This is a genomic window from Caulobacter segnis (genome assembly GCF_029543125.1).
Taxonomy (GTDB): Bacteria; Pseudomonadota; Alphaproteobacteria; order Caulobacterales; family Caulobacteraceae; genus Caulobacter; species Caulobacter segnis_D.
Genome location: NZ_JARQWW010000003.1, coordinates 14580 through 35675 on the forward strand (window position 1 = coordinate 14580; position 21096 = coordinate 35675).

A 21096-nucleotide genomic window follows, 5' to 3' on the forward strand; every position below is an offset into this window, starting at 1 on the left:
GGCGCGCGTAGGCTCAACTCGCTCGGGTTGCGGCCTCTGTGCCCTTCGCGCTTATTGGCGTGATCAGGAGATTTATAGACGTGGCCCGTATCGCAGGCGTCAACATTCCGACGAACAAGCGCGTTCTCATCGCGCTTCAGTACATCCATGGCATCGGCCAGAAGTCCGCGCATGACATCATGCACAAGGTCGGCCTGGACGAGACGCGCCGCGTGAACGAGCTCACGGACGCCGAAGTTCTGCAAATCCGTGAAACCATCGACCGTGACTACACGGTGGAAGGCGACCTGCGTCGCGAGACGGCGGTCAACATCAAGCGCCTGATGGATCTGGCCTGCTATCGTGGCCTGCGTCACCGTAAGGGCCTGCCGGTCCGCGGTCAGCGCACGCACACGAACGCCCGCACCCGCAAGGGTCCGGCCAAGCCGATCGCCGGCAAGAAGAAGTAAGAGAGCTAGATCGTGGCCAAGGAACCGGCTCGCGTTAAACGTCGCGAACGCAAGAACATCACCTCGGGCGTGGCGCATGTGAACGCCTCGTTCAACAACACCATGATCACCATCACCGACGCTCAGGGGAACACCATCTCCTGGTCGAGCGCCGGCATGATGGGCTTCAAGGGCTCGCGCAAGTCGACCCCGTACGCCGCCCAGATGGCCGCTGAAGACGCGGGCCGCAAGGCTGCCGATCACGGCGTGAAGACTCTGGAAGTCAACGTCTCTGGTCCGGGTTCGGGTCGTGAATCGGCTCTGCGCGCTCTGCAGGCTGTCGGCTTCACGATCACCACGATCCGCGACGTCACGCCGATTCCGCACAATGGTTGCCGGCCGCCCAAGCGCCGGCGCGTTTAAGGCCTGACCAACCTAATTTCCCTGCGCCGGCTGCGAGATTCGTGGCCGGCGAGCCGCGTTCAAGGGATCCGACTGTGATCGAAAGAAACTGGAACGAGCTGACCCGCCCCGAAAAGCCGCAGATCGAGACGGGCGCCGACGCCAGCCGCAAGGCTCGCATCGTCGCTGAACCGCTCGAGCGCGGCTTTGGCGTGACTCTCGGCAACGCGCTTCGGCGCGTTCTTCTGTCTTCGCTGCAAGGCGCCGCCGTGACCGCCGTCCAGATCGACGGCGTGGTCCACGAGTTCTCCTCGCTGGAAGGCGTTCGGGAAGATGTCGTCGACATCGTCCTGAACATCAAGCAACTGGCCGTGCGCATGCACAGCGAAGGTCCGAAGCGCATCACCCTGCGCGCCACGGGTCCGGGCCAAGTCACCGCTGGTCAGATCGAGACCCCGGCTGACGTCGAAATCCTGAACACCGACCACGTGCTCTGCACGCTGGACGAGGGCGCCTCGGTGCGCATGGAGTTCACGATCAACACCGGCAAGGGCTATGTCCCGGCCGAGCGCAACCGTCCGGAAGACGCGCCGATCGGCCTGATCGCCGTCGACTCGATCTACTCGCCGGTGAAGCGCGTCGCCTACAAGGTCGAGCCGACCCGTCAGGGCCAGTCGCTCGACTACGACAAGCTGATCCTGGAAGTCGAAACCAACGGCGCCGTCTCGCCGGTTGACGCGGTGGCCTATGCCGCCCGCATCCTGCAAGACCAGCTGCAGATCTTCATCACCTTCGACGAGCCCAAGGCCAAGGCCGCGGACGAGTCGAAGCCGGAGCTGCCGTTCAACCCGGCGCTGCTGAAGAAGGTCGACGAGCTGGAGCTGTCGGTCCGTTCGGCCAACTGCCTGAAGAACGACAACATCGTCTACATCGGCGACCTGATCCAGAAGACGGAAGCGGAGATGCTCCGCACCCCGAACTTCGGCCGCAAGTCCTTGAATGAAATCAAGGAAGTTCTGGCTGGCATGGGGCTGCACCTCGGCATGGACGTGCCGAACTGGCCGCCGGAAAATATCGAAGACCTGGCCAAGAAGTTCGAAGACCAGATCTAAGACACGACCGCGCTTAATCCGGGCCGACCGAAAGGTCTGTCTGGGTCCGTTGAAGCCGCAACAGCGGTGGAGGACCCCGGCGCTTAGCACTTACCCAGGCGGGATGACGGCTGGGACTTGTGACAATCGGGCTGCGGCCCAGGAGAGACTGAAATGCGTCACGGTAAAGCACACCGTAAACTGGGTCGTACGACCAGCCACCGCACCGCCATGTTCGCCAACATGTCCGCCTCGCTGATCAAGCATGAGCAGATTGTCACCACCCTGCCGAAGGCGAAGGAACTGCGTCCGATCGTTGAGAAGCTGATCACCCTCGCCAAGCGCGGTGACCTGCACGCTCGTCGTCAGGCGATCAGCAAGGTCCGCGACGTCGAACAAGTCGGCAAGCTCTTTGCGGTCCTCGGCCCGCGCTACAAGGCTCGTGAAGGCGGCTATATCCGCGTTCTGAAGGCTGGCTTCCGCTACGGCGACAACGCCCCGATGGCGGTGATCGAGTTTGTCGATCGCGACGTGTCGGAAAAGGGCAAGGACTCCGGTCCGGTCCACGTGGTCGACAGCGAAGACTAAGAAGCGCCAGCTTCCAAGAGTTCAAAGCCCCGGGGTTCGCTCCGGGGCTTTTTCTTTGCCCGCCGGCTGGGTAGGGGAGGGGGCATGACCGTCACCATCTTCCACAATCCTGCCTGCTCCACCTCCCGCAAGACGCTGGAGGCGCTCGAAGCCGCCGACGCCAAGCCCCTCGTGGTCGAGTATCTGAAAGCCGGCTGGACCAAGCCGCAGCTTCAGGACCTGCTGAAGCAGCTCGGCCTGACCCCGCGCGATATCCTGCGCACCAAGGGCGCGCTGGCCGGAGAACTGGGCCTGCTGGAGGACGGCGTGTCGGGCGACCGCATCCTGGACGCCATGGTCGAGCATCCGGTCTTGGTCGAGCGTCCCATCGTGGTCGGTCCCAAGGGCGCCGTGGTGGCGCGGCCGATAGAGCGTTTCGCCGAAGTTCTCTAAGACGCTGCCCAACGGAAAGGTCTTTGAGATCGACCGCATCCGGGCCTGGGAGCCGCCGCATCGGCTGGTCTTCGGCTGGTCTTCGGCTGGTGGCAGGCGACGTTCACGCCGGAACAGGACACCGAGGTGACCGTCACCTTCGAGGCGGTTGAGGATGAGACCCGGGTCACGGTCGAGCATCGCGGTTGGGACACCGTGCCGGCGACTCACGTGGACAAGCACGGTTTTCCCGGACCGTTGTTCCTTCAGCGCCATGCAGAGTGGTGGCGTGCGCTGCTGGGTTCGCTTAAGTCAAAGCTCGACGCCGGGGAGGGCGCGCCCAGATGACCGAACAGACCGTAAGCCGGGGCCGGCACAAGGCGGCCCTGGGCTTCATCTTCGCCACCGCGCTGATGGATGTGCTGTCGCTGGGGATCATGATCCCGGTGCTGCCGAACCTGGTGAAGGAGATGGCCGGCGGGGACACGGCCTCTGCCTCCCTGTGGACGGGCCTGTTCGCCACGGTCTGGGCGCTGATGCAGTTCTTCTGCTCACCGATCTTGGGCATGCTTTCAGACCGTTTCGGCCGCCGGCCAGTGATCCTGGTCTCCATCTTCGGTCTGGGCGTGGACTATCTGTTCATGGCCATGGCGCCGACCCTGACCCTGCTGTTCATCGGTCGGATCATCCATGGGATCACCGCGGCCAGCTTCGCCACGGCGGGCGCCTACATCGCCGACGTGACGCCGCCAGAGAAACGCGCCCAGAGCTTTGGCCTGATCGGAGCCGCGTGGGGCGTGGGCTTCACCATCGGCCCGGCCATGGGCGGCATATTGGGTGACATCGACCTACGCCTGCCGTTCTATGTGGCGGCGGCGCTGGCCCTGACCAACTGGCTGTACGGCTTCTTCGTCCTGCCGGAATCCCTGCCGCCGGAGAAGCGGATCAAGACCTTCGACTGGCGCAAGGCCAATCCCATCGGCTCGCTGAAGCTGCTGCGTTCGCACGGCGATCTGACGGGCCTAGCATTCGTGTCCGGCTTCTTTCAGCTGGCGCATCACGTCCTGCCCAGCATCTTCGTGCTCTACACCGGCTACCGCTACGGCTGGTCGCCGCGGGACGTGGGCTTCATGCTGATGGCCACTGGGGTCGCCAACATCATCGTCCAGGCCCTGCTGGTCGGCCGGGTGGTGAAGGCGGCGGGGGAGCGCGGGGCGCTGCTGATCGGCCTGCTTTCCATGACCGTCGGCTTTGTCATCTACGCCCTGGCGCCGACGCAGGAGCTGTACTGGGTCGGCCTGCCGATCTTCGCCCTATCGGGCCTGATCCAGCCTGGGCTCATGGGCCTGATGAGCCGGCGGGTTCAGTCGTGGGAGCAGGGGCAGCTGCAGGGCGCGAACTCCAGCATCATGGGGATCACCGGCCTGTTCGGGCCGGCGCTCTACACCTCTGTCTTCGCCTGGTCGGTGCATCGGGACTCGGTCCTGCACATGCCAGGCCTGGCGGTGTTGATTGCCGGCGCGCTCACCGGCGCGGCCTTCCTGACCGCGCTGAAGGTCGCCAAGCCGGCGCCAGCGGAACCGGAAGCGGCGCCGGCCGCTTAAGACGCCATCTTTGCGCCGAAAACCTCGGCTGTTGTCGCGCGCCTGACTATCGGAGAATCGACGTTCCCATGCGTGCCTATCGCGTGCTCATTCCGGCCCTGGCCGTTCTCGCCGCCTGTTCCGATCCCGCCGCCAAGAGCACCGCCCAAGCGGTTCCGGGCTTGGCGCAACCAACCCGCCACGCACCGGGCGACGCGACCTCGATGAAGACGTCGTTCGCCCCCGTGGTGAAGCAGGCGGCGCCCGCCGTGGTGAACGTCTCCAGCCGCCGCGTGGTGCGCCAGCGCAGTGATCCGTTCTGGGAGTTCTTCATGGGCGGCGGCGCGCCGCGTGAGCGGGTCGAGGGGTCGCTGGGCTCCGGCGCCATCGTCCGCGCCGACGGGGTGATCGTCACGAACCATCACAACATCGAAGGCATGAGCGAGGTGACGGTCCAACTGGCCGACCGCCGCGAGTTCCAGGCCAAGGTGCTGCTGGACGATCCACGCTCCGACTTGGCGGTGCTGAAGATTGAGGTGCCGGGCGAGCAGCTTCCGGTTCTGGCCATCGACGATCAGGAACAGCTTGAGGTCGGCGATCTGGTCCTGGCCGTCGGCAACCCGTTCGGGGTGGGCCAGACCGTGACCAACGGCATCGTCTCGGCCCTGGCGCGGACGGATGTGGGCTCGGCCGATTTCGGCTCCTACATCCAGACCGACGCGGCCATCAATCCGGGCAATTCCGGCGGGCCGCTGGTGGACATGGATGGCGACCTGGTCGGCATCAACACCTTCATCCTGTCGCGCACCGGCTCCTCCACCGGCGTCGGCTTCGCCATTCCGGCCGCCGTGGTCCGGCAGGTGGTGGGCGTGGCCCTGGGTGGCGGTCACGCCATCGTCCGGCCGTGGCTGGGCGCGCGAACCCAGACCGTGACCAGCGACATCGCCCGCAGCCTGGGCCTGCCGGGTCCGCGCGGCGTGCTGGTGGCAGAGGTGTGGCCCGGCGGCGCGGCGGATCGCGGCGGCCTTCGCCAGGGCGACGTGATCCTGTCCGTGGCCGGTCAGGCGGTGAACGACGACAACGGCGTCACCTACACCTTCGGCACGCGCCGCAACGGTGAGACCGTGCCGATCGTCATCCGCCGCGAAGGGGCGGAGCGGACGCTGAACGTGCGGGCCGACACCCCGCCGAACACGCCGCCGCGGGACGAGCGCACCCTGTCAGGCCGCAATCCCTTGGCGGGCGCCACCGTCGTCAACGTCTCCCCGGCGGCGGCGCAGGAGCTGGGCATCGATCCGTTTGCTCGACGCGGTGTGCTGGTGACCAAGGTCGACCAGGGCTTCGCTCAATCCGTGGGCTTGCGCCCTGGCGATATCGTCCGCCAGATCAACGGCCGCGAGATCACCAGCGTTCGTGACCTCCAGTCCGCAGTGTCAGCAAACGCCGGGGCCTGGCAGGTGACCATCGAGCGTGGCGGCCGTCTGATCACCGCCCAAATCCGGACCTAAGTGTTCCGGACCTCGGCCTTCTTAGGCGAGCCGATGGACCAGCGGACCCCGAACGGGTCGATCACCTGGCCGTAGCGGTCGCCCCAGAACTGGTCCTCCAGGGGCATGGCGACCGTGGCTCCGGCCTCGGTCGCGCGCTTCCACCAGGTATCCGCATCGTCCACCTGCAGATGCAGGGTGTAGCCGGCCGGCGTTTGGGCGGCGTGGCCGTATTCGGGGAAGGCGTCGCACATCAGCAGCGAGGCGCCGTTGATCAGCAGGTGCATGTGCATGTACCGCTTGCCGTCCTCGGCCTTGTGGCTCATGGCCTCGGTGGCGCCGAACGCCTTGATGTAGAAGTCACGCTGGGCGGCGGCGTCCGCGCTGATGAGGTACGGGGTCAGGCCGCCGGTCGGGCCTTGTTGATTGTCAGCCATGTGCGTTCTCCCTCTGGATTTTGTACTCTGAACTCATGACAGACCTGTTCCAAGCCGCCGGCCTGACGCCCAGCGCGCCGACGCCCCTGGCGGACCGCCTGCGGCCTCAAAGTCTCGAAGAGGTGGTGGGGCAGGAGCACCTGCTGGGCGAGGCCGGGCCGATCCGGCGGATGGTCGACAACGGCCGCCTGGGCTCGATGATCCTGTGGGGGCCGCCCGGCACCGGCAAGACCACAATCGCCCGCCTGCTGGCCAAGGCGGCGGGCTATGAGTTCATGCAAATCTCCGCCGTGTTCAGCGGCGTCGCCGATCTGAAGAAGGCGTTCGAACAGGCCCGCGCCCGCCGCATGGCCGGCCAAAGCACCCTGCTGTTCGTGGACGAGATCCATCGCTTCAACCGCGCCCAGCAGGACGGCTTTCTGCCGTTCGTGGAGGAGGGGATCGTCACCTTGGTGGGGGCGACCACTGAGAACCCGTCCTTTGAACTGAACGGAGCCTTGCTGTCGCGGTCCCAGGTCTATGTCCTGCGCCGCCTGGACGAGGAGGCGCTGGAAAGCCTGCTGGCCAAGGCCGAGGCGGCGGAGGCGCTGCCGCTGCCCTTGGACCCGGACGCCCGTGAGGCGCTGATCGCCATGGCCGACGGCGACGGCCGCTATCTGCTGACCCTGGCCGACACCCTGTTCGCCATCGGCGTGCCCAAGCCCATGACCCCGGCCGAGCTGGGCCAGGTGCTTCAGAAGCGCAGTCCGGCCTACGACAAGGACCGCGAAGGCCATTACAACCTGATCTCCGCCCTGCATAAGTCGGTGCGAGGCTCGGACCCCGACGCCGCCCTGTACTGGTTCGCGCGGATGCTGGAAGGCGGGGAGGACCCGCTGTTCCTGGCGCGCCGCCTGGTCCGGATGGCGGCGGAGGACATCGGCGAGGCTGATCCCATGTCGCTGGTCCTGGCGAACGCGGCCAAGGACACCTACGATTTCCTCGGCTCGCCCGAGGGGGAGCTGGCCCTGGCCCAGGTAGTGGTCCACATGGCCTCGGCGCCCAAGTCGAACGCCGTCTATGTGGCCTACAAGGCGGCGCGGCGGGCGGCGAAGGAGACCGGCTCGCTGATGCCGCCGGCCCACATCCTGAACGCCCCGACCAAGCTCATGAAGAACCTGGGCTACGGCAAGGGCTACAACTACGACCACGACGCCGAGGACGGCTTCAGCGGCCAGAATTACTTCCCCGACGGCATGGAGCGGCGGAAGTTCTATGAGCCCAAGCCCATCGGCACGGAGGCGAGGATCAAGGAACGCCTGGACCATTGGGCGAAGCTGCGGGCGGAGAAGAACTCGTGAGTCCGGTTGCCTTGTCCTCCCCCGTGCAACGGGGGAGGGGTACCGCGATAGCGGTGGAGGGGGCGACCGCCCGCTCCGAGCCCGGTCGCGCCCCCTCTACCATGCTGCGCATGGTCCCCCTCCCCCGCTTCGCAGGGGAGGAGAGGGTTTGAAGCAACATCGCCGCAAGCTGCAGCCCGCCAAGACCAAGGCGGTCGAGTGTCCTATCGAGCTTACCGAGGCGGAGATCGCCTTCACCCGGTCGCTGGTTCTGCGCGATGACAGCTCAATCATCGTGCTGAACAAGCCGTCGGGCCTGTCCAGCCAGGGCGGGCGTATTCAGGCGCATACGCTGGACGATCTGCTTTGGGCGCTTGCCCGAAAGGGCCATGCCCGGCCGCGTCTGATCCACCGGCTGGACCGGGACACATCGGGTGTGATCCTGACGGCCAAGACCAAGCCGGCGGCGGCCTTCCTGGGCAAGGCGCTGATGGCGAAGCGCTTCCGCAAGACCTACCTCGCCATCGTCGCCGGCGGCGCGCCGGAGCCGAAGGGCGGGGCGGTGGACGCCCCCCTGCGCCGGGAGTCCATCGGGCGCGAGGCCTATATGCGGACCTGCGAGCCGGACCATCCGGACGCTGAGACCGCTCGGACCCGCTATCGCACCCTCGCCGCCAACGATCAGGCGGCCTTGGTCGAATGTAGCCCCGAGACGGGGCGGATGCACCAGATCCGGGTGCATATGACCTCCATCGGCCGGCCGCTGGCGGGTGACGTCCGGTATGGCGGTGCGCTGATGCTGGCGGGAAAGCCGGTGCCGCGCCTGATGCTGCACGCCGTGTCGCTCATTTTTCCGCATCCGGAAGGCGGTGAGACAAGGGTTTCCGCGCCCTTGCCGGACGATATGGTCCAGGTGCTGGCCAATTGCGGGCTGACTCTGCCGGAACGCTGAGGCGGCGCTTCGCATTTCAAGGGTATGAAGCCGCTTCTCGCCCTTGCCGCCGTTCTCAGCTTGGCCGCCTGCACTACGCCGACCGTCTATGCGCCGGCGACGGGCCCCAAGGCTTCGGGTTTCTCCGAATACCGGCTGGAGAATGACCGCTGGCGCGTCACCTATCGTGGCGGCAGCGGCGCGCCGGCCATGCAGGTGGCGGATCTGGCGCTTCTGCGGGCCGGGGAGCTGGCCGTGCAGACCGGTTATGACTGGTTCCGCGTCGTCGACCGCTTCGACGAGATGCGTGGCGGCGGGGGCGGTGGCCCGCGCACCAGCCTGTCCGTTGGCGGCGGCTCGTCCAACTATGGCTGGGGTCGCAGCAGCGGGGTCGGTCTGGGCGTCGGGACCAGCTTCGACCTGTCCGGCGGGCCGCAGCTGAGCCGCACCATCGAGGTGGTGATGGGCAAGGGGGCCAAGCCGGTTGGGGTGGACGTCTATGACGCCCGCGCCGTGGTCCGGGAAATCCAGGCGCCGCGCGTCTAGCCCGTACCCTTTGCCTATGGGCGCGCCCCGTCGCATAAGGGGCCCATGAACTACATTTTCGTCATGGTCGGCGGCGCCCTGGGATCGGCGGCGCGCTACTTCGTCGGCCAGCAGGCGGGGCGTCTGATGGGGACCGGATGGCCCTACGGCACCTTCGCCGTCAACCTGATCGGCGGTCTCGCCATGGGCGTTCTGGTCGCCGTGCTCGCCCATAAGGGCGTGGCCGAACAGGAGCGCTGGCGCGCCCTGCTGGGCGTCGGCGTCCTGGGTGGTTTCACGACCTTCTCGGCCTTCTCCCTGGAAAGCGCGCTCATGATCGAGCGCAAAGACTATGGGCTGGCCGCTCTCTATGTGGTCGCTTCGGCGACGCTCTCCATCGCCGCGGTGTTCGCAGGCATGTTCATGACGCGAAAGGTGCTGGCGTGAAGGAAGTCCGGACTCTCTACGTGGATTCCGGCGAGGACGGCGTCCGCCTGGACCGCTGGTTCAAGCGCCGCTGGCCCCACCTGAACCACATCCAGCTCAACAAGCTGTTCCGCTCCGGCCAGGTGCGGGTCGATGGTTCGCGCGCCAAGGGCGACACGCGTCTGACCGCCGGATCGCAAATCCGCGTCCCGCCGCTGCCCGACGCGCCGGATCCGGCCGAGAAGGGCAAGCTGAGCCAGCGCGACATCGCCTACGCCAAGTCGCTCGTTCTGTATGAAGACGAGGAGGTTCTGGCCCTGAACAAGCCGTCGGGCCTGGCGGTGCAGGGCGGGACCAAGACCACCAAGCACATCGACAAGCTGCTGAGCGCCTGGGGCGAAGGACTGGAGCGCCCGCGTCTGGTCCACCGTCTGGACCGCGACACTTCCGGCGTGCTGCTGCTGGGCAAGACGCCGAGCGCGGCGGCGCGGCTGTCGGGCGCCTTCGCCAAGCGCAAGGCGCAGAAGACCTATTGGGCCATCGTCGTCGGCAATCCGCACCCGGTGGAGGGCGTCATCGACGTGCCGCTGGCCAAGCGCGGCATCAATGACCGCGAGATCGTCATCCCCGTCGATCCCAAGGACCATGACGCGGAACCGGCCGAGACGGAGTTCGTCTCCATCAGTCGCGCCGGCCCGCGCGTGACCTGGATGGCCCTGCGCCCGCACACCGGCCGCACGCACCAGCTGCGCGCCCACATGAAGGCCATCGGCCATCCGATCCTGGGCGATCCCAAGTACGGCGACGAGAAGTCCGAGCCGCTGTCGGAAGGGCTGAAGCTGCAGCTTCACGCGCGTTCGATCCTGCTGCCGCACCCCAGCGCGGGGATGCTGCACGTGGAGGCGCCGCTGAGCCCGGAGATGAAAGCCGGATTCCACCGGTTCGGCTTCTCCGAGGACGAGGCCGAACAGGATCCGTTCGCCCGCCGGAGCAACAAGCGCCGGTGAACCTGCACCCCGCTCTTCAGCCAGTCGCGGCCATGATGCAGGCGGGGCGGATCGCCGACGCCTGCGCGGCGCTCGCTGGCCTGGCGCCCAATGCGGCCCCGCTGGACCAGCGGATGCAGGCCACGGTCGAGGTGGCGCGCCATGCGCTGACGAACGGCTTGGCCGCCGCCGCCCTGTCGGCGACCGAGCCGCTGGCTGGACGCAGCAATGCGACGGCGGGGCTTATCGACATCCACGCTCAGGTTCTGAAGGCCTTGGGCCGCCGTGAGGAAGCCCTGCCGTTCCTGGAGCGGGCCGCGAAGGTGAACCCGAAAAGCGCGGTGGCGGAGCATAATCTCGGCGCCGCCCTGGGGGACGAGCAACATTTCGCCGACGCTGAAGCCGCCATTCGCCGCGCCCTCGCCAAGGGCGGGGACGCGCCTGAGACCTGGCTGGTCCTGGCCCGCGCCCTGCAGGGGCAGGACCGTTTCGACGAGGCCGAGGCCGCTTTCGCCGAGGTGGCGCGTCGCCGGCCGAACTATGGCGTCGCCCTGCGGGAATGGGCGCAACTGATCTGGATGCGAACCGAGGACATGGCCGCCGCCACCGCGCCGATTGATCAGGCGTTGAAGGCAGCGCCGGGTGACTTCTCGCTGCTGTCGGCCCGGGCCAAGGTTTTCGAAAACGCCGGCGACGTGGCGGGCGCCCTGGCGATGCTGCGGGATACGGCGGATCGCGCCGACGCCTCGGCCGAGGTGCTGGTCGGTGCCGCGCAGGCCGCGGCCATCTGCGACCCGGCTGCCGGCGTGGCCTATGCCGAGCGGGCGATCGCCCTGGCGGGGATGCCAGCCGCATCGACCTTGGCCGAGGCCTATCTTTCGGTCGGCCGCGCGGATGCGGCGGAGCAGGTCGCCTTGGCTATCGTAGAGGCGAACCGCTTCGACCAGGGAGCCTGGGCCCTGCTGGCCACCGCTTGGCGCATCCTGGGCGATGCGCGCTATCCGGCGTTGTACGACTACGCGGCCTTTGTCCGTCCGGCCTTGATCGACGTGCCGGACGGCTGGGATGATCGTGAAAGCTATGTGGCGGAGCTCGGCGCGGCCTTGCGGGCCCTGCACGCCATGAAGACCCACCCCATCGGCCAGTCGCTGCGCCACGGCAGCCAGACGAGCCAGAGCCTGCAGCGGTCCAATCATCCCGCCATCAAGGCCTTCCGCCAGGCGGTGGACGGGCCGATCCGGGGCTATATGGCGGCGGTGGGCGAGGGGAGCGACATCCTGCGCTCCCGCAACACCGGCGACTGGCGCTTTTCCGGCCTGTGGTCGGTGAAGCTGCGGCCGAACGGCTTCCACGTGGACCACACCCATCCGCAGGGGTGGCTGTCGTCAGCTTGCTACCTCGCTCTGCCGAAGGCCGTAGGGGCCGGGGGCAAGGAGGGCTGGATCAAGTTCGGCGAGCCGGGCGTGCCCACCGTTCCGACCTTGGAGCCGGAGCACTATGTGCAGCCGCAGCCGGGACTGCTGGCGCTGTTCCCGTCCTACATGTGGCATGGGACCGTGCCGTTCAGCGGAGTCGACGACCGCCTGACCATCGCCTTCGACGTCGTGCCCGCCTAGACGATTCCGGTCACTGGCCGCGCCGAGGCGCTGTCAGGGAAGACGGTGGTGTCCAGCGCGCGTTGCTCGACGCCCAGATGGTCGCGCAGCACGCCCTTGAACAGGCCGCGCATGTCGAGGGTGGGGCGGGTGTCCCGGTTCTCGAACAGGGCGGTCTGCTGCAGGGTCGGCCAGTCGCCGATGATCCCACCCTTCTTAAGCCCGCCGCCCAGGACCAGGGCGCTGGAGGCCGTGCCGTGATCCGTGCCGCCGGTGCCGTTGACGCGGGCGGTGCGCCCGAACTCCGTCGCCGCCACGATGACCGTGTCTTTCCAGGCAGGGCCGAGGCCGGTGGTCAGGCCGCCGATCAGGGCGTCCATGTAGTTGAGCCGCTGCTGAAGCTGGCCGACCTGGCCGGAGTGGGTGTCGAAGCCGTCCAGAGAGATGGCGACGATCTGCGGGCCGCCAGCCTGGGTCATGAAGTTGGCGACGGTGACGCCGAGCTTTTCGGCGGCCGCCATGCCCTGACGTTGCGCCGCCTGCATGGCCGCAGGATCGGGCTTGGCCATGCCTTCCATCGGCTGAGCGGTTGCGGGCGCGGGCAGGCCGGTCATGGCGATCTGGGCCATGGCCTCGGTCTGGAGACCGCGGGCGAAGACCGGTCCGAGCAACGGGTCGTTCTTGTAGAGATCCTGGAGAATGGTCGGCAGGCGGGCGGTGGAGTCGGCGTTGCGGCCCGGCGACCAGGAGGCGGCTTGGACCTGGCCCCGCAGGATCAGGGGCGCGACCGCGCCCACCGACAACGCCTCGACCTTCCGCTCCGGCGATAGGGCTTGCAGGGTGCGGTTCAACCAGCCGGAAGTGGCGGTGTACTTGGCCTCCGATCCGGTTTCGAGGACGTCCTGAGCCTCGAAGTGGGAGCGGGCGCGGTCGGGCGTAGCCACGGCCGGGGCGATGCGAAGCTGGCCCTTCTGGGCCAGGGCATGGGCGCGGCTCATGGCCGGGTGAAGGCCGAAGGTCCCGTCGAGCTTCAGCGCTTGTTCCGGCGTATAGGCCACGCCGCCGCGCAGGCCGGCATAGTCGGCGTCACCCACCGGCGGGGTCAGGGACAGACCGTCCAGACCGCCGCGGCAGACGAGGACGATCAGCTTCTTGCCGTTCGGCTCGGCCCGGGCGGCGCGGCCCATGAAGGTGACGGAGGCGCCGAGGCCGAGCGCCCCGAACAGGGCCTGGCGGCGGCTGAAGCCATGGGTGTGGTGATCGGTCATCGGCGTTGGAACTCCGGACTCATCAACAGGACGGCCAAGGCTTCGGGCCGGCTCTCGGCGCGGGCCACGGCCTTGGCGACGGGCTCGCTCAGCCGTGCGCCAAGGGCGCCGACGGCGATGGTGTTGGGATCGAGGCGGTCGCCCACGCGGGCGGCGAAGCCCTGGGCGAAGGTCATGCGCTTGATCAGGGCGTCGGGCGCGGCCCAGGCGGAGGTCTCGTCCGACCAGCCTTCCGGCGACGGCGGGCGGAAGGCGGGCTGACCCAGGCTGTTCAAGGTCGGGCCGATCTGGTTCAGCGCCTGGGGCTGGGTCCCGATGGCGCGCCAGGTCGAGATCAGGAATTCATACGGCGTCTTGAACTTGGTCGGCGTGGGATCCCAGGCCTCGGGCGCATCAATGAGGGCCTGCGCCACCACATCGAGACGGCCGTCGCTGGACAGCCACGCCTTTTCCAAGCGGGCGACCAGGGCGGGCGGTGGGGTATCTGCGACGAAGTGGGCGGCGATCTTGCGGGCGCAATGTCGGGCGGTGGCGGGGCGTCGGGCGAGGTCCGCCATGACGGCGCGGGCCTGGTCCACACCGTCCTGTCCGTAGCGTCGGCCCATTACGGTGCGCTCGCCGGGTTCGTGGGTCGCCGTGCGGAACAGGAAGGCCCCTTCAGCCGTCTCCTGCGGATTGCGAGCGACGCTCCAGCCCGTCATGGCGCGGGCGAACTCGGTGACGTCGGACTGGGTGTAGCCGCCGTTCACCCCGACGGTATGCAGTTCGAGGATTTCGCGCGCCAGGTTCTCGTTCAAGCCCTGACGGCGGCCCTTTCGTTGGGCGCGGGCGGCGACCATGCTTTCCGGGCCGACGGACTGCGCCTGATCCAGATAGGTCAGCATGGCCGGGTGGCTGCTGGAGGCGACCAGGATGTCTTCGAACGGCCCGAAGGCGTTTGGGCGGATCGCCTCCTGCTCGAAGGCTCCGGCGATCGAGGCGGTGATCTGCTTCGTGCCGGAGACTGTGAAATGGTTGGCCCAGAACAGGGCCCAACGCTCCCGAAAGCTGGCGCTGGTGTTTGTCCCAAGCTGCGCGCGGGCGAGGAAATCCTGGTTCACGTCCTGACGGCGGTCGCGCTGGGCTGCTTTCAGGGCCTCCGGATCGCCGCTCTTACGGGCGGCCTGGATCGCCTGTTGATCCTCGCGGTAGTCGGCGAGGCGCTGGGCGGAGTTGCGGCCGTCGTTCTGCGGCAGGTCGGCGCCGTCGCGGGTGATCTGCGCTTTAAGCCAGCCGCGCGGGTCGCTTTTGGCCGCGTCAATCTCGCCCGGCCGAGCGCCGAGGCCGAAGCGGGTGGCGGCGATGGCCGCCTGCATGTCCTTGCCGGGAAGCGCCACTTTCGAAGGTCCTCCTTGCATCCTGGCCATCTTCGTACCACTTGGCCGCAACTGGAATGTTTCGCCGCAAGTCGGCTTTTTTGCGGAAGCGTCATTGGCTCGTAACAACGACACCCAGGAGCGGGTTCGCCGCTTCTACAAGCAGGCTGAGGCCGCGCAGATTGCGGAAGGCTTCGCCGTTCATCTCGACGGGCGCACGCCAAAGAGCCCCGCGGGCAAGCCGCTGATCGTGCCGACGCACGCTCTGGCGGCTGCCGTGGCGGGGGAATGGGCCGCGCAGGGCGAGCATATCGACCCGGAATCCATGCCGATGACGCGGCTGGCCTATACGGTCATCGACCGGCTGGCGGCCGTTCACGAGGATGCGGCGAAGGAAGTCGCGCGGTTCGCGGCCACCGATCTGCTGTCTTACTTCGCCGAAGGTCCCGTCGCCCTGGTCGAGGAGCAGGAGCGCGAATGGGGCGCGCTGCTGGACTGGGCCGAGACCGAGCTCGGCCTGCGCCTGGTGCGCGTGGCCGGGATCATCCATCAGGACCAGCCGGCGGAGAGCATCGAACGCGCCGCCGAGCTGGCGCGCGCGCTGGACGACTTCAGCCTGGCGGGCCTGGGCTTCGCCGCGCCGCTGTTCGGCTCCGCCGTCCTGGCTTTCGCGGTTTCGCGATGCCGTCTGTCGGGCGAGCAGGCCTATGATCTGTCGCGCCTCGACGAGGCGTTCCAGGAGCGCCAGTGGGGCGTTGATGAGGAGGCCGCCGAGCGGGCCGCCCGTCAGCGCAAGGAGGCCGCGATGATCGATCAATGGTTCAAGGCTCTCGCTGGGTAAATCTTGTCACGGCCTGCGCCGGCCTTTACCCCTCGTCCCAAAGCCAAGAATACGAGGGACAGCGTGCAGGACATCCTTGAAGAGCTCGAGCGGCGCCGTGAGAAGGCCCGCGCCGGCGGTGGTGAGAAACGCGTCGCGGCCCAGCACGCCAAGGGCAAGCTGACCGCGCGGGAACGGATCGACCTGCTGCTCGACGAAGGCTCGTTCGAGGAGTTCGACATGTTCGTCGAGCACCGGGCCACCGAGTTCGGCATGGCCGAGCAGAAGATTCCCGGCGACGGCGTCGTCACCGGCTGGGGCACGATCAACGGCCGCACGGTCTTCGTGTTCTCCAAGGATTTCACGGTGTTCGGCGGCTCGCTCAGCGGCGCACACGCCCAGAAGATCGTCAAGGTCCAGCGCCAGGCCATGAAGATGGGGGCGCCCATCATCGGCCTGTTCGACGCCGGCGGCGCCCGCATTCAGGAAGGCGTCGACAGTCTGGCTGGCTATGCCGACATCTTCCTTGAAAACACCCTGGCCAGCGGCGTCATCCCCCAGATCAGCGTGATCATGGGCCCGTGCGCCGGCGGCGACGTCTATTCGCCGGCGATCACCGACTTCATCTTCATGGTCAAGGACACGAGCTACATGTTCGTGACCGGTCCGGACGTGGTGAAGACCGTCACCAACGAGGTGGTCTCGGCCGAGGAGCTGGGCGGGGCGCGGGTGCATGCCGCCAAGTCGGGCGTGGCCGAGGGGGCGTTCGAGAACGACCTTGAGGCCCTGACCCAGGTGCGGCGCCTGGTGGACTTCCTGCCGTCGTCCAACCGCGAGAAGGCGCCGCTGCGCGAGAGCTTCGATGAGGCCGAGCGCGTTGAGGACAGCCTGGACACCCTGGTTCCGGCCAATCCGAACAAGCCCTACGACATGAAGGAGCTGATCCTGAAGATGGTCGATGAGGCCGACTTCTTCGAGATCAGCAGCGAGTGGGCCAAGAACATCATCTGCGGCTTTGCCCGCATGGACGGCGAGACGGTGGGCATCGTCGCCAACCAACCGCAGGTCCTGGCCGGGGTGCTGGACATCGACAGCTCGCGCAAGGCCGCGCGCTTCGTGCGCTTCTGCGACGCCTTCGAGATCCCGATCATCACCCTTGTGGACGTGCCGGGCTTCATGCCGGGGACCAAGCAGGAGTATGGCGGCCTGATCAAGCACGGCGCCAAGCTGCTGTTCGCCTATGCCGAGGCCACAGTGCCCAAGATCACCGTCATCACGCGCAAGGCCTATGGCGGCGCCTATGACGTGATGAGCTCAAAGCACCTGCGCGGCGACGTGAACTACGCCTGGCCCACCGCCGAGATCGCGGTCATGGGCGCCAAGGGGGCGGTGGAGATCATCTTCCGCGCCGAGGCCAAGGACCCCGAAGCCTTGGCCGCCCGCGAGGCTGAGTACAAGGACCGCTTCGCCAACCCGTTCGTCGCCGCCAGCCGCGGCTACATCGACGACGTGATCATGCCGCACAGCACCCGCAAGCGCATCACCCGCGCGCTGAAGCACCTGCGCGGCAAGGAGCTGTCGAACCCCTGGAAGAAGCACGACAATATTCCGCTGTAGCGCGTCGCGGTCGGAGCTATTGCTCCGCCTGTATCCGAACCGTCGGGGTGCCGTCCGCATTGCCCAGGCGCGCCGGTTCGCCGGCGAAGGCGCTGGCGTAGGCGGGGGCGAGCAGGGGTTGGAAGACGGACAGGGGTACGACGACCTCGTAGTCGCCCTCTGAGTACGGTCCGACCACATAGGGGCCGATCAGGACCGTCAGGCCGGCGGCCTTGTCCGGCGTCTTCGACGGCGTGAGCACCCAGGTGATCTCGTCCCAGGTCGGGCATTTCCACATGTCGCTGAGCGGGACGGAGCCCTCGCGGCGGGTCTTCGCCGATTTCACCGCCTCGCACACCGCGTTCTGGACGGGCGTCATGTCGGCGCCGGCCTTGAAGACCTCGGCGGGCTGGACCTCCTTGTCGGTGGCGGTGTTCCAGAGCCAGGCGCCGGAGCCGTGGTTGGGATGAGCGCCGCCCGTGTACTCAAAGAACTCCCGGCGCAGGGACACCAGCGGCGCGGCGGTTGCCGCCAGGGTCCACTGGGACTGGCTTTCGTACGGGCGCGGCGGGTTCTGCTTGGCCGCTTCCTCGGCGAACTTCTTCAGGCCGGTGGTTTCATCGTCATAGAGACGCGAATGCAGGACCGGAAAGCGGGCGATCTCGTCCGCCAGCTTCAGCCGCACCTTGGCCGCCGGGCTCGCCTGGTCGAACTCCAGCGGGGTCTTGGGCGCGGCGACTTCGCTCTTCACCGGCCCGGCGGGGGCGGGAGAGCCGCCGTCCTCCTTGGGCGAGCAGGCCAGAAGCATGAGGGGAGCGGCCACCAGGGCCAGGGACTTCGAAACGCGCATGGCGACGCCTCCATCTGTTTCGGCGTCAGTGATCGGCTTTCACCTGACGCCCCCATCGCCTATGCAGAACGCATAACGAGAGGAAACGTGACCATGGACCAGCTGATCACCACCGAAAAGCGCGGCCACGTCGCGATCCTTACGTTCAACCGTCCCGACAGCCTGAACGCCCTGGGCGCGCCAGGCGACGGGGATCAGGTGGCGGCGGCCTGCGAGGCGGTGAATCGCGATCCGTCCGTTCGCTGTGTTGTGCTGACCGGGGCGGGACGGGCCTTTTCCGCCGGCGGCGACGTGAAGGCCATGAAGGCGAAGGAGGGGGCGTTCGCCGGCGGCGGCATCTCCATCCGCGACAATTACCGCACCAACATCCACCGCATCGTCCGCTCGATCTACGGGCTGGAGGTTCCCGCCATCGCGGCGGTGAACGGTGCGGCCGTGGGCCTGGGCTGCGACGTGGCCTGCATGACCGACATCCGCATCGCCTCCGATCAGGCGCGGTTCGGAGTGACCTTCCTGAAGCTGGGCATCATCCCCGGCGACGGCGGGGCCTGGCTGCTGCCGCGCACGGTGGGGATGAGCCGGGCGGCCGAGCTGCTGTTCACCGGCGACATCATCGACGCCAGGACGGCGGGGGAGTGGGGCCTGGTCAGCAAGGTCGTGCCGCACGCCACGCTGATGGGTGAGGCGATGGCCTTGGCCGAGAAGATTGCGCAGCAGCCGCCACACGCCTTGCGCTTGGCCAAGAGCCTCCTGAAGCAGGGGCAGACGGCGTCCTACGACACCATCATGGAGATGAGCGCCGCGGCCCAGGCCCTGTCGCACCTGACCGAGGACCACATCGAAGGCGTCGACGCTCTGCTGGAGAAGCGCGCGCCGAATTTCAGGGGCGCTTGAGATGTCCCTGCGCGACTTCGGCCTGCTGCTGATGGTCTGCCTCGTCTGGGCGGCCAACAACATCGTCAGCAAGATCGTGGTCGCGCACTGGGGCGTGCCGCCGATGTTCTATGCGGCCGTGCGCTTCGCCATCGTGGCGGCGGCGACCTTGCCGTGGCTGCTGCCGGCGCCGAAGCCGGTGTGGCGGATCGTGACCATCGGCCTGCTGATGGGGGCGGGCGGGTTCGCCCTGCTGTTCCTCGGCTTCAAGACCGCCTCGCCGTCGGCCGCGGCGGTGGTGGTGCAGATCGGCGTGCCGCTGACGACCCTGCTGTCGGTGGTGATGCTGGGTGAGAAGATCCGCTGGCGTCGGGGGCTGGGCATCACCCTGACCTTCATCGGCGCGATCGCTGTCATGTGGAGCCCGCACGGGCTGGAGCTGTCGCCGGGTCTCATGTTCGTGGCGGCCTCCGCCCTGGCCGGATCGTTCGGGGCGGTGATGATGAAGCAGATGGAGGGGGTGAAGCCCCTGCGGTTCCAGGCCTGGGTCGGAGCTTCGTCCTTCCTGCCCCTGGCGGCGGCCACGGCGGCGTTCGAAACTGGTCAATGGGAGGCGGCGATGACCGTCGGCTGGCCGTTCTGGGCGGCGGTGGTGTTCAGCGCCCTGGTGGTCTCGGTTGTGGCCCACACGGTCTATTACTTCCTGATCGGACGATACGAGGCGAACCTGATATCGCCGCTCACCCTGATGACGCCGCTTGCCACCATCGGGCTTGGCGTGCTCATCACCCATGACCACTTCGACCTGCGCATGGGGATCGGGGCGGCCCTGGCCCTGATCGGCGTGCTGATCGTGGCCCTGAGGCGCAACCACGTCATGCCGCTGCTGCTGCTTGTCCGGAACCGAGTCTGATGTCGCTGGAATTCATCGAGGCCCCGTCGCCCAACTTCGACGCGCGCCAGGCTCCGCCCAACATGATCGTCATGCACTACACCGGCATGAAGACGGGCGAGGCGGCGCTGGAGCAGTTGCGCACGCCGGAGAAGAAGGTGTCCTCGCACTACATGGTGGAGGAGGACGGCCGCATTTTTCGCCTGGTGCCCGAGGAGCGCCGCGCCTGGCACGCCGGGCGCTCGTTCTGGAAAGGCGAGACGGGGCTGAACCACGTTTCCATCGGCATCGAGATCGTCAATCCTGGCCATGAGTTCGGCTATCGTGCGTTTCCCCAGGCGCAGATCGACGCGGTGATCGCCCTGACTACCGACATCCGCACGCGCTGGGACGTGCCCAACGACCGGATCATCGGCCATTCCGACATCGCGCCGGACCGCAAGGTCGATCCGGGTGAGCTGTTCCCTTGGAAGGCCTTGGCCGAGGCCGGCCATGGCCTGTGGGTCGAACCGCCGGCCGCCCCGGGCGCGCCGCTGGGCGAAGGGGATGAAGGGGCCGGGGTGTTCGCCCTGCAGGCCGGGCTCACCCGCCTGGGTTACGACTGCGCGCCTTCGGGCAAGTACGACGCCCACACCAAGCTGATCGTAGCGACGTTCCAGCGCCATTGGCTGCAGAACCGGTTCGACGGCATCGCCGACGGCGAGACCCGGGCTCGGCTGGTGCATCTGCTGCGCGCGTCTTGACCCGCCGGGCCTGAACCCTCACAGAAGCCGCAGGATCAGACGGCCGGGCGGTCGCGGCGCTTCGGCGTCGAGGAAAGTCCGGGCTCCACGGTGACAAGGCGGCGGGTAACGCCCGCCGGGCGCGAGCCTAGGGATAGCGCCACAGAAAGCAAACCGCCTGCGGCTTCGGCCGTCGGTAAGGGTGAAAGGGTGGGGTAAGAGCCCACCGCGGACGCAGTAATGCGGACGGCATGGCAAGCCCCGCCTGGAGCAAGACCAAATAGGAACGTCGCGCCTCTTCGGGGGTAGGGCCGTCGCCGGCCCGAGACGTTCGGGTAGGTCGCGAGAACCGTCCAGCGATGGGCGGTCCAGAGGAATGATCGTCGCGTCCCGCAAGGGGCGGCACAGAACCCGGCTTATAGGCCGTCTGATCCTGCTTCTCCTCATCACCGGTCCCGATTGGGATGCAATGACTCCAGCTCGCATAACGGCGGCGCCGGATTCACCATTC

The 21096-nt window shown here is 67.6% G+C and carries 23 protein-coding genes and 1 other RNA gene; 20 read left to right on the forward strand and 4 right to left on the reverse strand.

The window, feature by feature from the left end:
* Positions 1 to 80: 80 nt before the first annotated feature.
* The 8 genes from rpsM to P7B02_RS09200 all read left to right on the forward strand — a co-directional run bounded on the left by rpsM (position 81) and on the right by P7B02_RS09200 (position 6011).
* Positions 81 to 449 (forward strand): 30S ribosomal protein S13, encoded by a 369-nt coding sequence (rpsM, locus tag P7B02_RS09165; protein ID WP_277786043.1) that lies wholly within the window; start codon positions 81 to 83, stop codon positions 447 to 449.
* A gap of 12 nt (positions 450 to 461) precedes the next feature.
* Positions 462 to 851, forward strand: a complete 390-nt coding sequence (rpsK, locus tag P7B02_RS09170; RefSeq protein WP_277786044.1) for a 30S ribosomal protein S11 — start codon at positions 462 to 464, stop codon at positions 849 to 851.
* Between the two features lie 74 nt (positions 852 to 925).
* Complete coding sequence (locus P7B02_RS09175) at positions 926 to 1942, forward strand: DNA-directed RNA polymerase subunit alpha (protein ID WP_277786045.1); 1017 nt, start codon at positions 926 to 928, stop codon at positions 1940 to 1942.
* 153 nt (positions 1943 to 2095) lie between these two features.
* Positions 2096 to 2509: a 50S ribosomal protein L17 gene (gene rplQ, locus P7B02_RS09180; protein ID WP_277786046.1), complete on the forward strand. Its 414-nt coding sequence runs from the start codon at positions 2096 to 2098 to the stop codon at positions 2507 to 2509.
* An 84-nt stretch (positions 2510 to 2593) separates the two neighbouring features.
* Positions 2594 to 2941, forward strand: a complete 348-nt coding sequence (gene arsC, locus P7B02_RS09185; protein ID WP_277786047.1) for an arsenate reductase (glutaredoxin) — start codon at positions 2594 to 2596, stop codon at positions 2939 to 2941.
* A 126-nt stretch (positions 2942 to 3067) separates the two neighbouring features.
* Entirely contained in the window at positions 3068 to 3268 is a 201-nt protein-coding gene (locus P7B02_RS09190) for a hypothetical protein (protein WP_277786048.1), read from the forward strand.
* Positions 3265 to 4524: a TCR/Tet family MFS transporter gene (locus tag P7B02_RS09195; protein WP_277786049.1), complete on the forward strand. Its 1260-nt coding sequence runs from the start codon at positions 3265 to 3267 to the stop codon at positions 4522 to 4524. Before P7B02_RS09190 ends, P7B02_RS09195 begins: the two co-directional genes overlap by 4 nt.
* A gap of 68 nt (positions 4525 to 4592) precedes the next feature.
* The gene (locus P7B02_RS09200; protein WP_277786050.1) at positions 4593 to 6011 is read left to right on the forward strand and encodes a Do family serine endopeptidase; all 1419 of its coding nucleotides are present in this window, start codon (positions 4593 to 4595) and stop codon (positions 6009 to 6011) included.
* Here P7B02_RS09200 and P7B02_RS09205 read toward each other — a convergent pair.
* Positions 6008 to 6427, reverse strand: a complete 420-nt coding sequence (locus P7B02_RS09205) for a VOC family protein (protein WP_277786051.1) — start codon at positions 6425 to 6427, stop codon at positions 6008 to 6010. The two genes, P7B02_RS09200 and P7B02_RS09205, sit on opposite strands and share 4 nt — an antisense overlap.
* 35 nt (positions 6428 to 6462) lie before the next feature.
* Between P7B02_RS09205 and P7B02_RS09210 the strand changes: the two genes are divergently transcribed.
* From P7B02_RS09210 to P7B02_RS09235, 6 genes are all read left to right on the forward strand, one after another.
* Entirely contained in the window at positions 6463 to 7767 is a 1305-nt protein-coding gene (locus P7B02_RS09210; RefSeq protein ID WP_277786052.1) for a replication-associated recombination protein A, read from the forward strand.
* 148 nt (positions 7768 to 7915) lie between these two features.
* A complete protein-coding gene (locus P7B02_RS09215; protein ID WP_277786053.1) occupies positions 7916 to 8698 on the forward strand; it encodes an RluA family pseudouridine synthase in 783 nt (260 codons plus the stop codon).
* Between the two features lie 24 nt (positions 8699 to 8722).
* Complete coding sequence (locus P7B02_RS09220; RefSeq protein ID WP_277786054.1) at positions 8723 to 9223, forward strand: CC0125/CC1285 family lipoprotein; 501 nt, start codon at positions 8723 to 8725, stop codon at positions 9221 to 9223.
* Between the two features lie 45 nt (positions 9224 to 9268).
* On the forward strand, positions 9269 to 9649 hold the full coding sequence (crcB, locus tag P7B02_RS09225) for a fluoride efflux transporter CrcB (RefSeq protein WP_277786055.1): 381 nt from the start codon (positions 9269 to 9271) through the stop codon (positions 9647 to 9649).
* Positions 9646 to 10635 (forward strand): RluA family pseudouridine synthase, encoded by a 990-nt coding sequence (locus P7B02_RS09230; protein WP_277786056.1) that lies wholly within the window; start codon positions 9646 to 9648, stop codon positions 10633 to 10635. The genes crcB and P7B02_RS09230 overlap by 4 nt, the downstream gene beginning before the upstream one ends.
* On the forward strand, positions 10632 to 12230 hold the full coding sequence (locus P7B02_RS09235) for a putative 2OG-Fe(II) oxygenase (RefSeq protein ID WP_277786057.1): 1599 nt from the start codon (positions 10632 to 10634) through the stop codon (positions 12228 to 12230). Before P7B02_RS09230 ends, P7B02_RS09235 begins: the two co-directional genes overlap by 4 nt.
* Here P7B02_RS09235 and P7B02_RS09240 read toward each other — a convergent pair.
* Positions 12227 to 13477, reverse strand: a complete 1251-nt coding sequence (locus P7B02_RS09240; protein WP_277786058.1) for a DUF1501 domain-containing protein — start codon at positions 13475 to 13477, stop codon at positions 12227 to 12229. The two genes, P7B02_RS09235 and P7B02_RS09240, sit on opposite strands and share 4 nt — an antisense overlap.
* Positions 13474 to 14853 carry a DUF1800 domain-containing protein gene (locus P7B02_RS09245; protein ID WP_277786059.1) on the reverse strand — a complete coding sequence of 460 codons (1380 nt, stop codon included), beginning with the start codon at positions 14851 to 14853 and terminating at the stop codon, positions 13474 to 13476. The genes P7B02_RS09240 and P7B02_RS09245 overlap by 4 nt, the downstream gene beginning before the upstream one ends.
* A 94-nt stretch (positions 14854 to 14947) precedes the next feature.
* On the opposite strand from P7B02_RS09245, the gene P7B02_RS09250 reads away from it, so the two are divergent.
* Together P7B02_RS09250 and P7B02_RS09255 are read left to right on the forward strand one after the other, a co-directional pair.
* Entirely contained in the window at positions 14948 to 15673 is a 726-nt protein-coding gene (locus tag P7B02_RS09250) for an ATP12 family chaperone protein (RefSeq protein WP_277786060.1), read from the forward strand.
* 63 nt (positions 15674 to 15736) lie between these two features.
* Complete coding sequence (locus tag P7B02_RS09255; protein ID WP_277786061.1) at positions 15737 to 17269, forward strand: acyl-CoA carboxylase subunit beta; 1533 nt, start codon at positions 15737 to 15739, stop codon at positions 17267 to 17269.
* Between the two features lie 16 nt (positions 17270 to 17285).
* Here the strand turns inward: P7B02_RS09255 and P7B02_RS09260 are convergent, their stop codons facing one another.
* Positions 17286 to 18098 (reverse strand): DUF3298 and DUF4163 domain-containing protein, encoded by an 813-nt coding sequence (locus P7B02_RS09260; protein WP_277786062.1) that lies wholly within the window; start codon positions 18096 to 18098, stop codon positions 17286 to 17288.
* A 93-nt stretch (positions 18099 to 18191) separates the two neighbouring features.
* Here P7B02_RS09260 and P7B02_RS09265 point away from each other — a divergent pair, with 93 nt between their 5' ends.
* The 4 genes from P7B02_RS09265 (at position 18192) to rnpB (ending at position 21020) form a co-directional block, all read left to right on the forward strand.
* The gene (locus tag P7B02_RS09265; RefSeq protein ID WP_277786063.1) at positions 18192 to 18992 is read left to right on the forward strand and encodes a crotonase/enoyl-CoA hydratase family protein; all 801 of its coding nucleotides are present in this window, start codon (positions 18192 to 18194) and stop codon (positions 18990 to 18992) included.
* 1 nt (position 18993) lies between these two features.
* Positions 18994 to 19884 carry a DMT family transporter gene (locus P7B02_RS09270; protein ID WP_277786064.1) on the forward strand — a complete coding sequence of 297 codons (891 nt, stop codon included), beginning with the start codon at positions 18994 to 18996 and terminating at the stop codon, positions 19882 to 19884.
* Entirely contained in the window at positions 19884 to 20606 is a 723-nt protein-coding gene (locus tag P7B02_RS09275) for a peptidoglycan recognition protein family protein (RefSeq protein WP_277786065.1), read from the forward strand. The genes P7B02_RS09270 and P7B02_RS09275 overlap by 1 nt, the downstream gene beginning before the upstream one ends.
* 35 nt (positions 20607 to 20641) lie before the next feature.
* Positions 20642 to 21020: RNase P RNA component class A (rnpB, locus tag P7B02_RS09280), an RNA gene on the forward strand.
* Positions 21021 to 21096 lie beyond the last annotated feature (76 nt).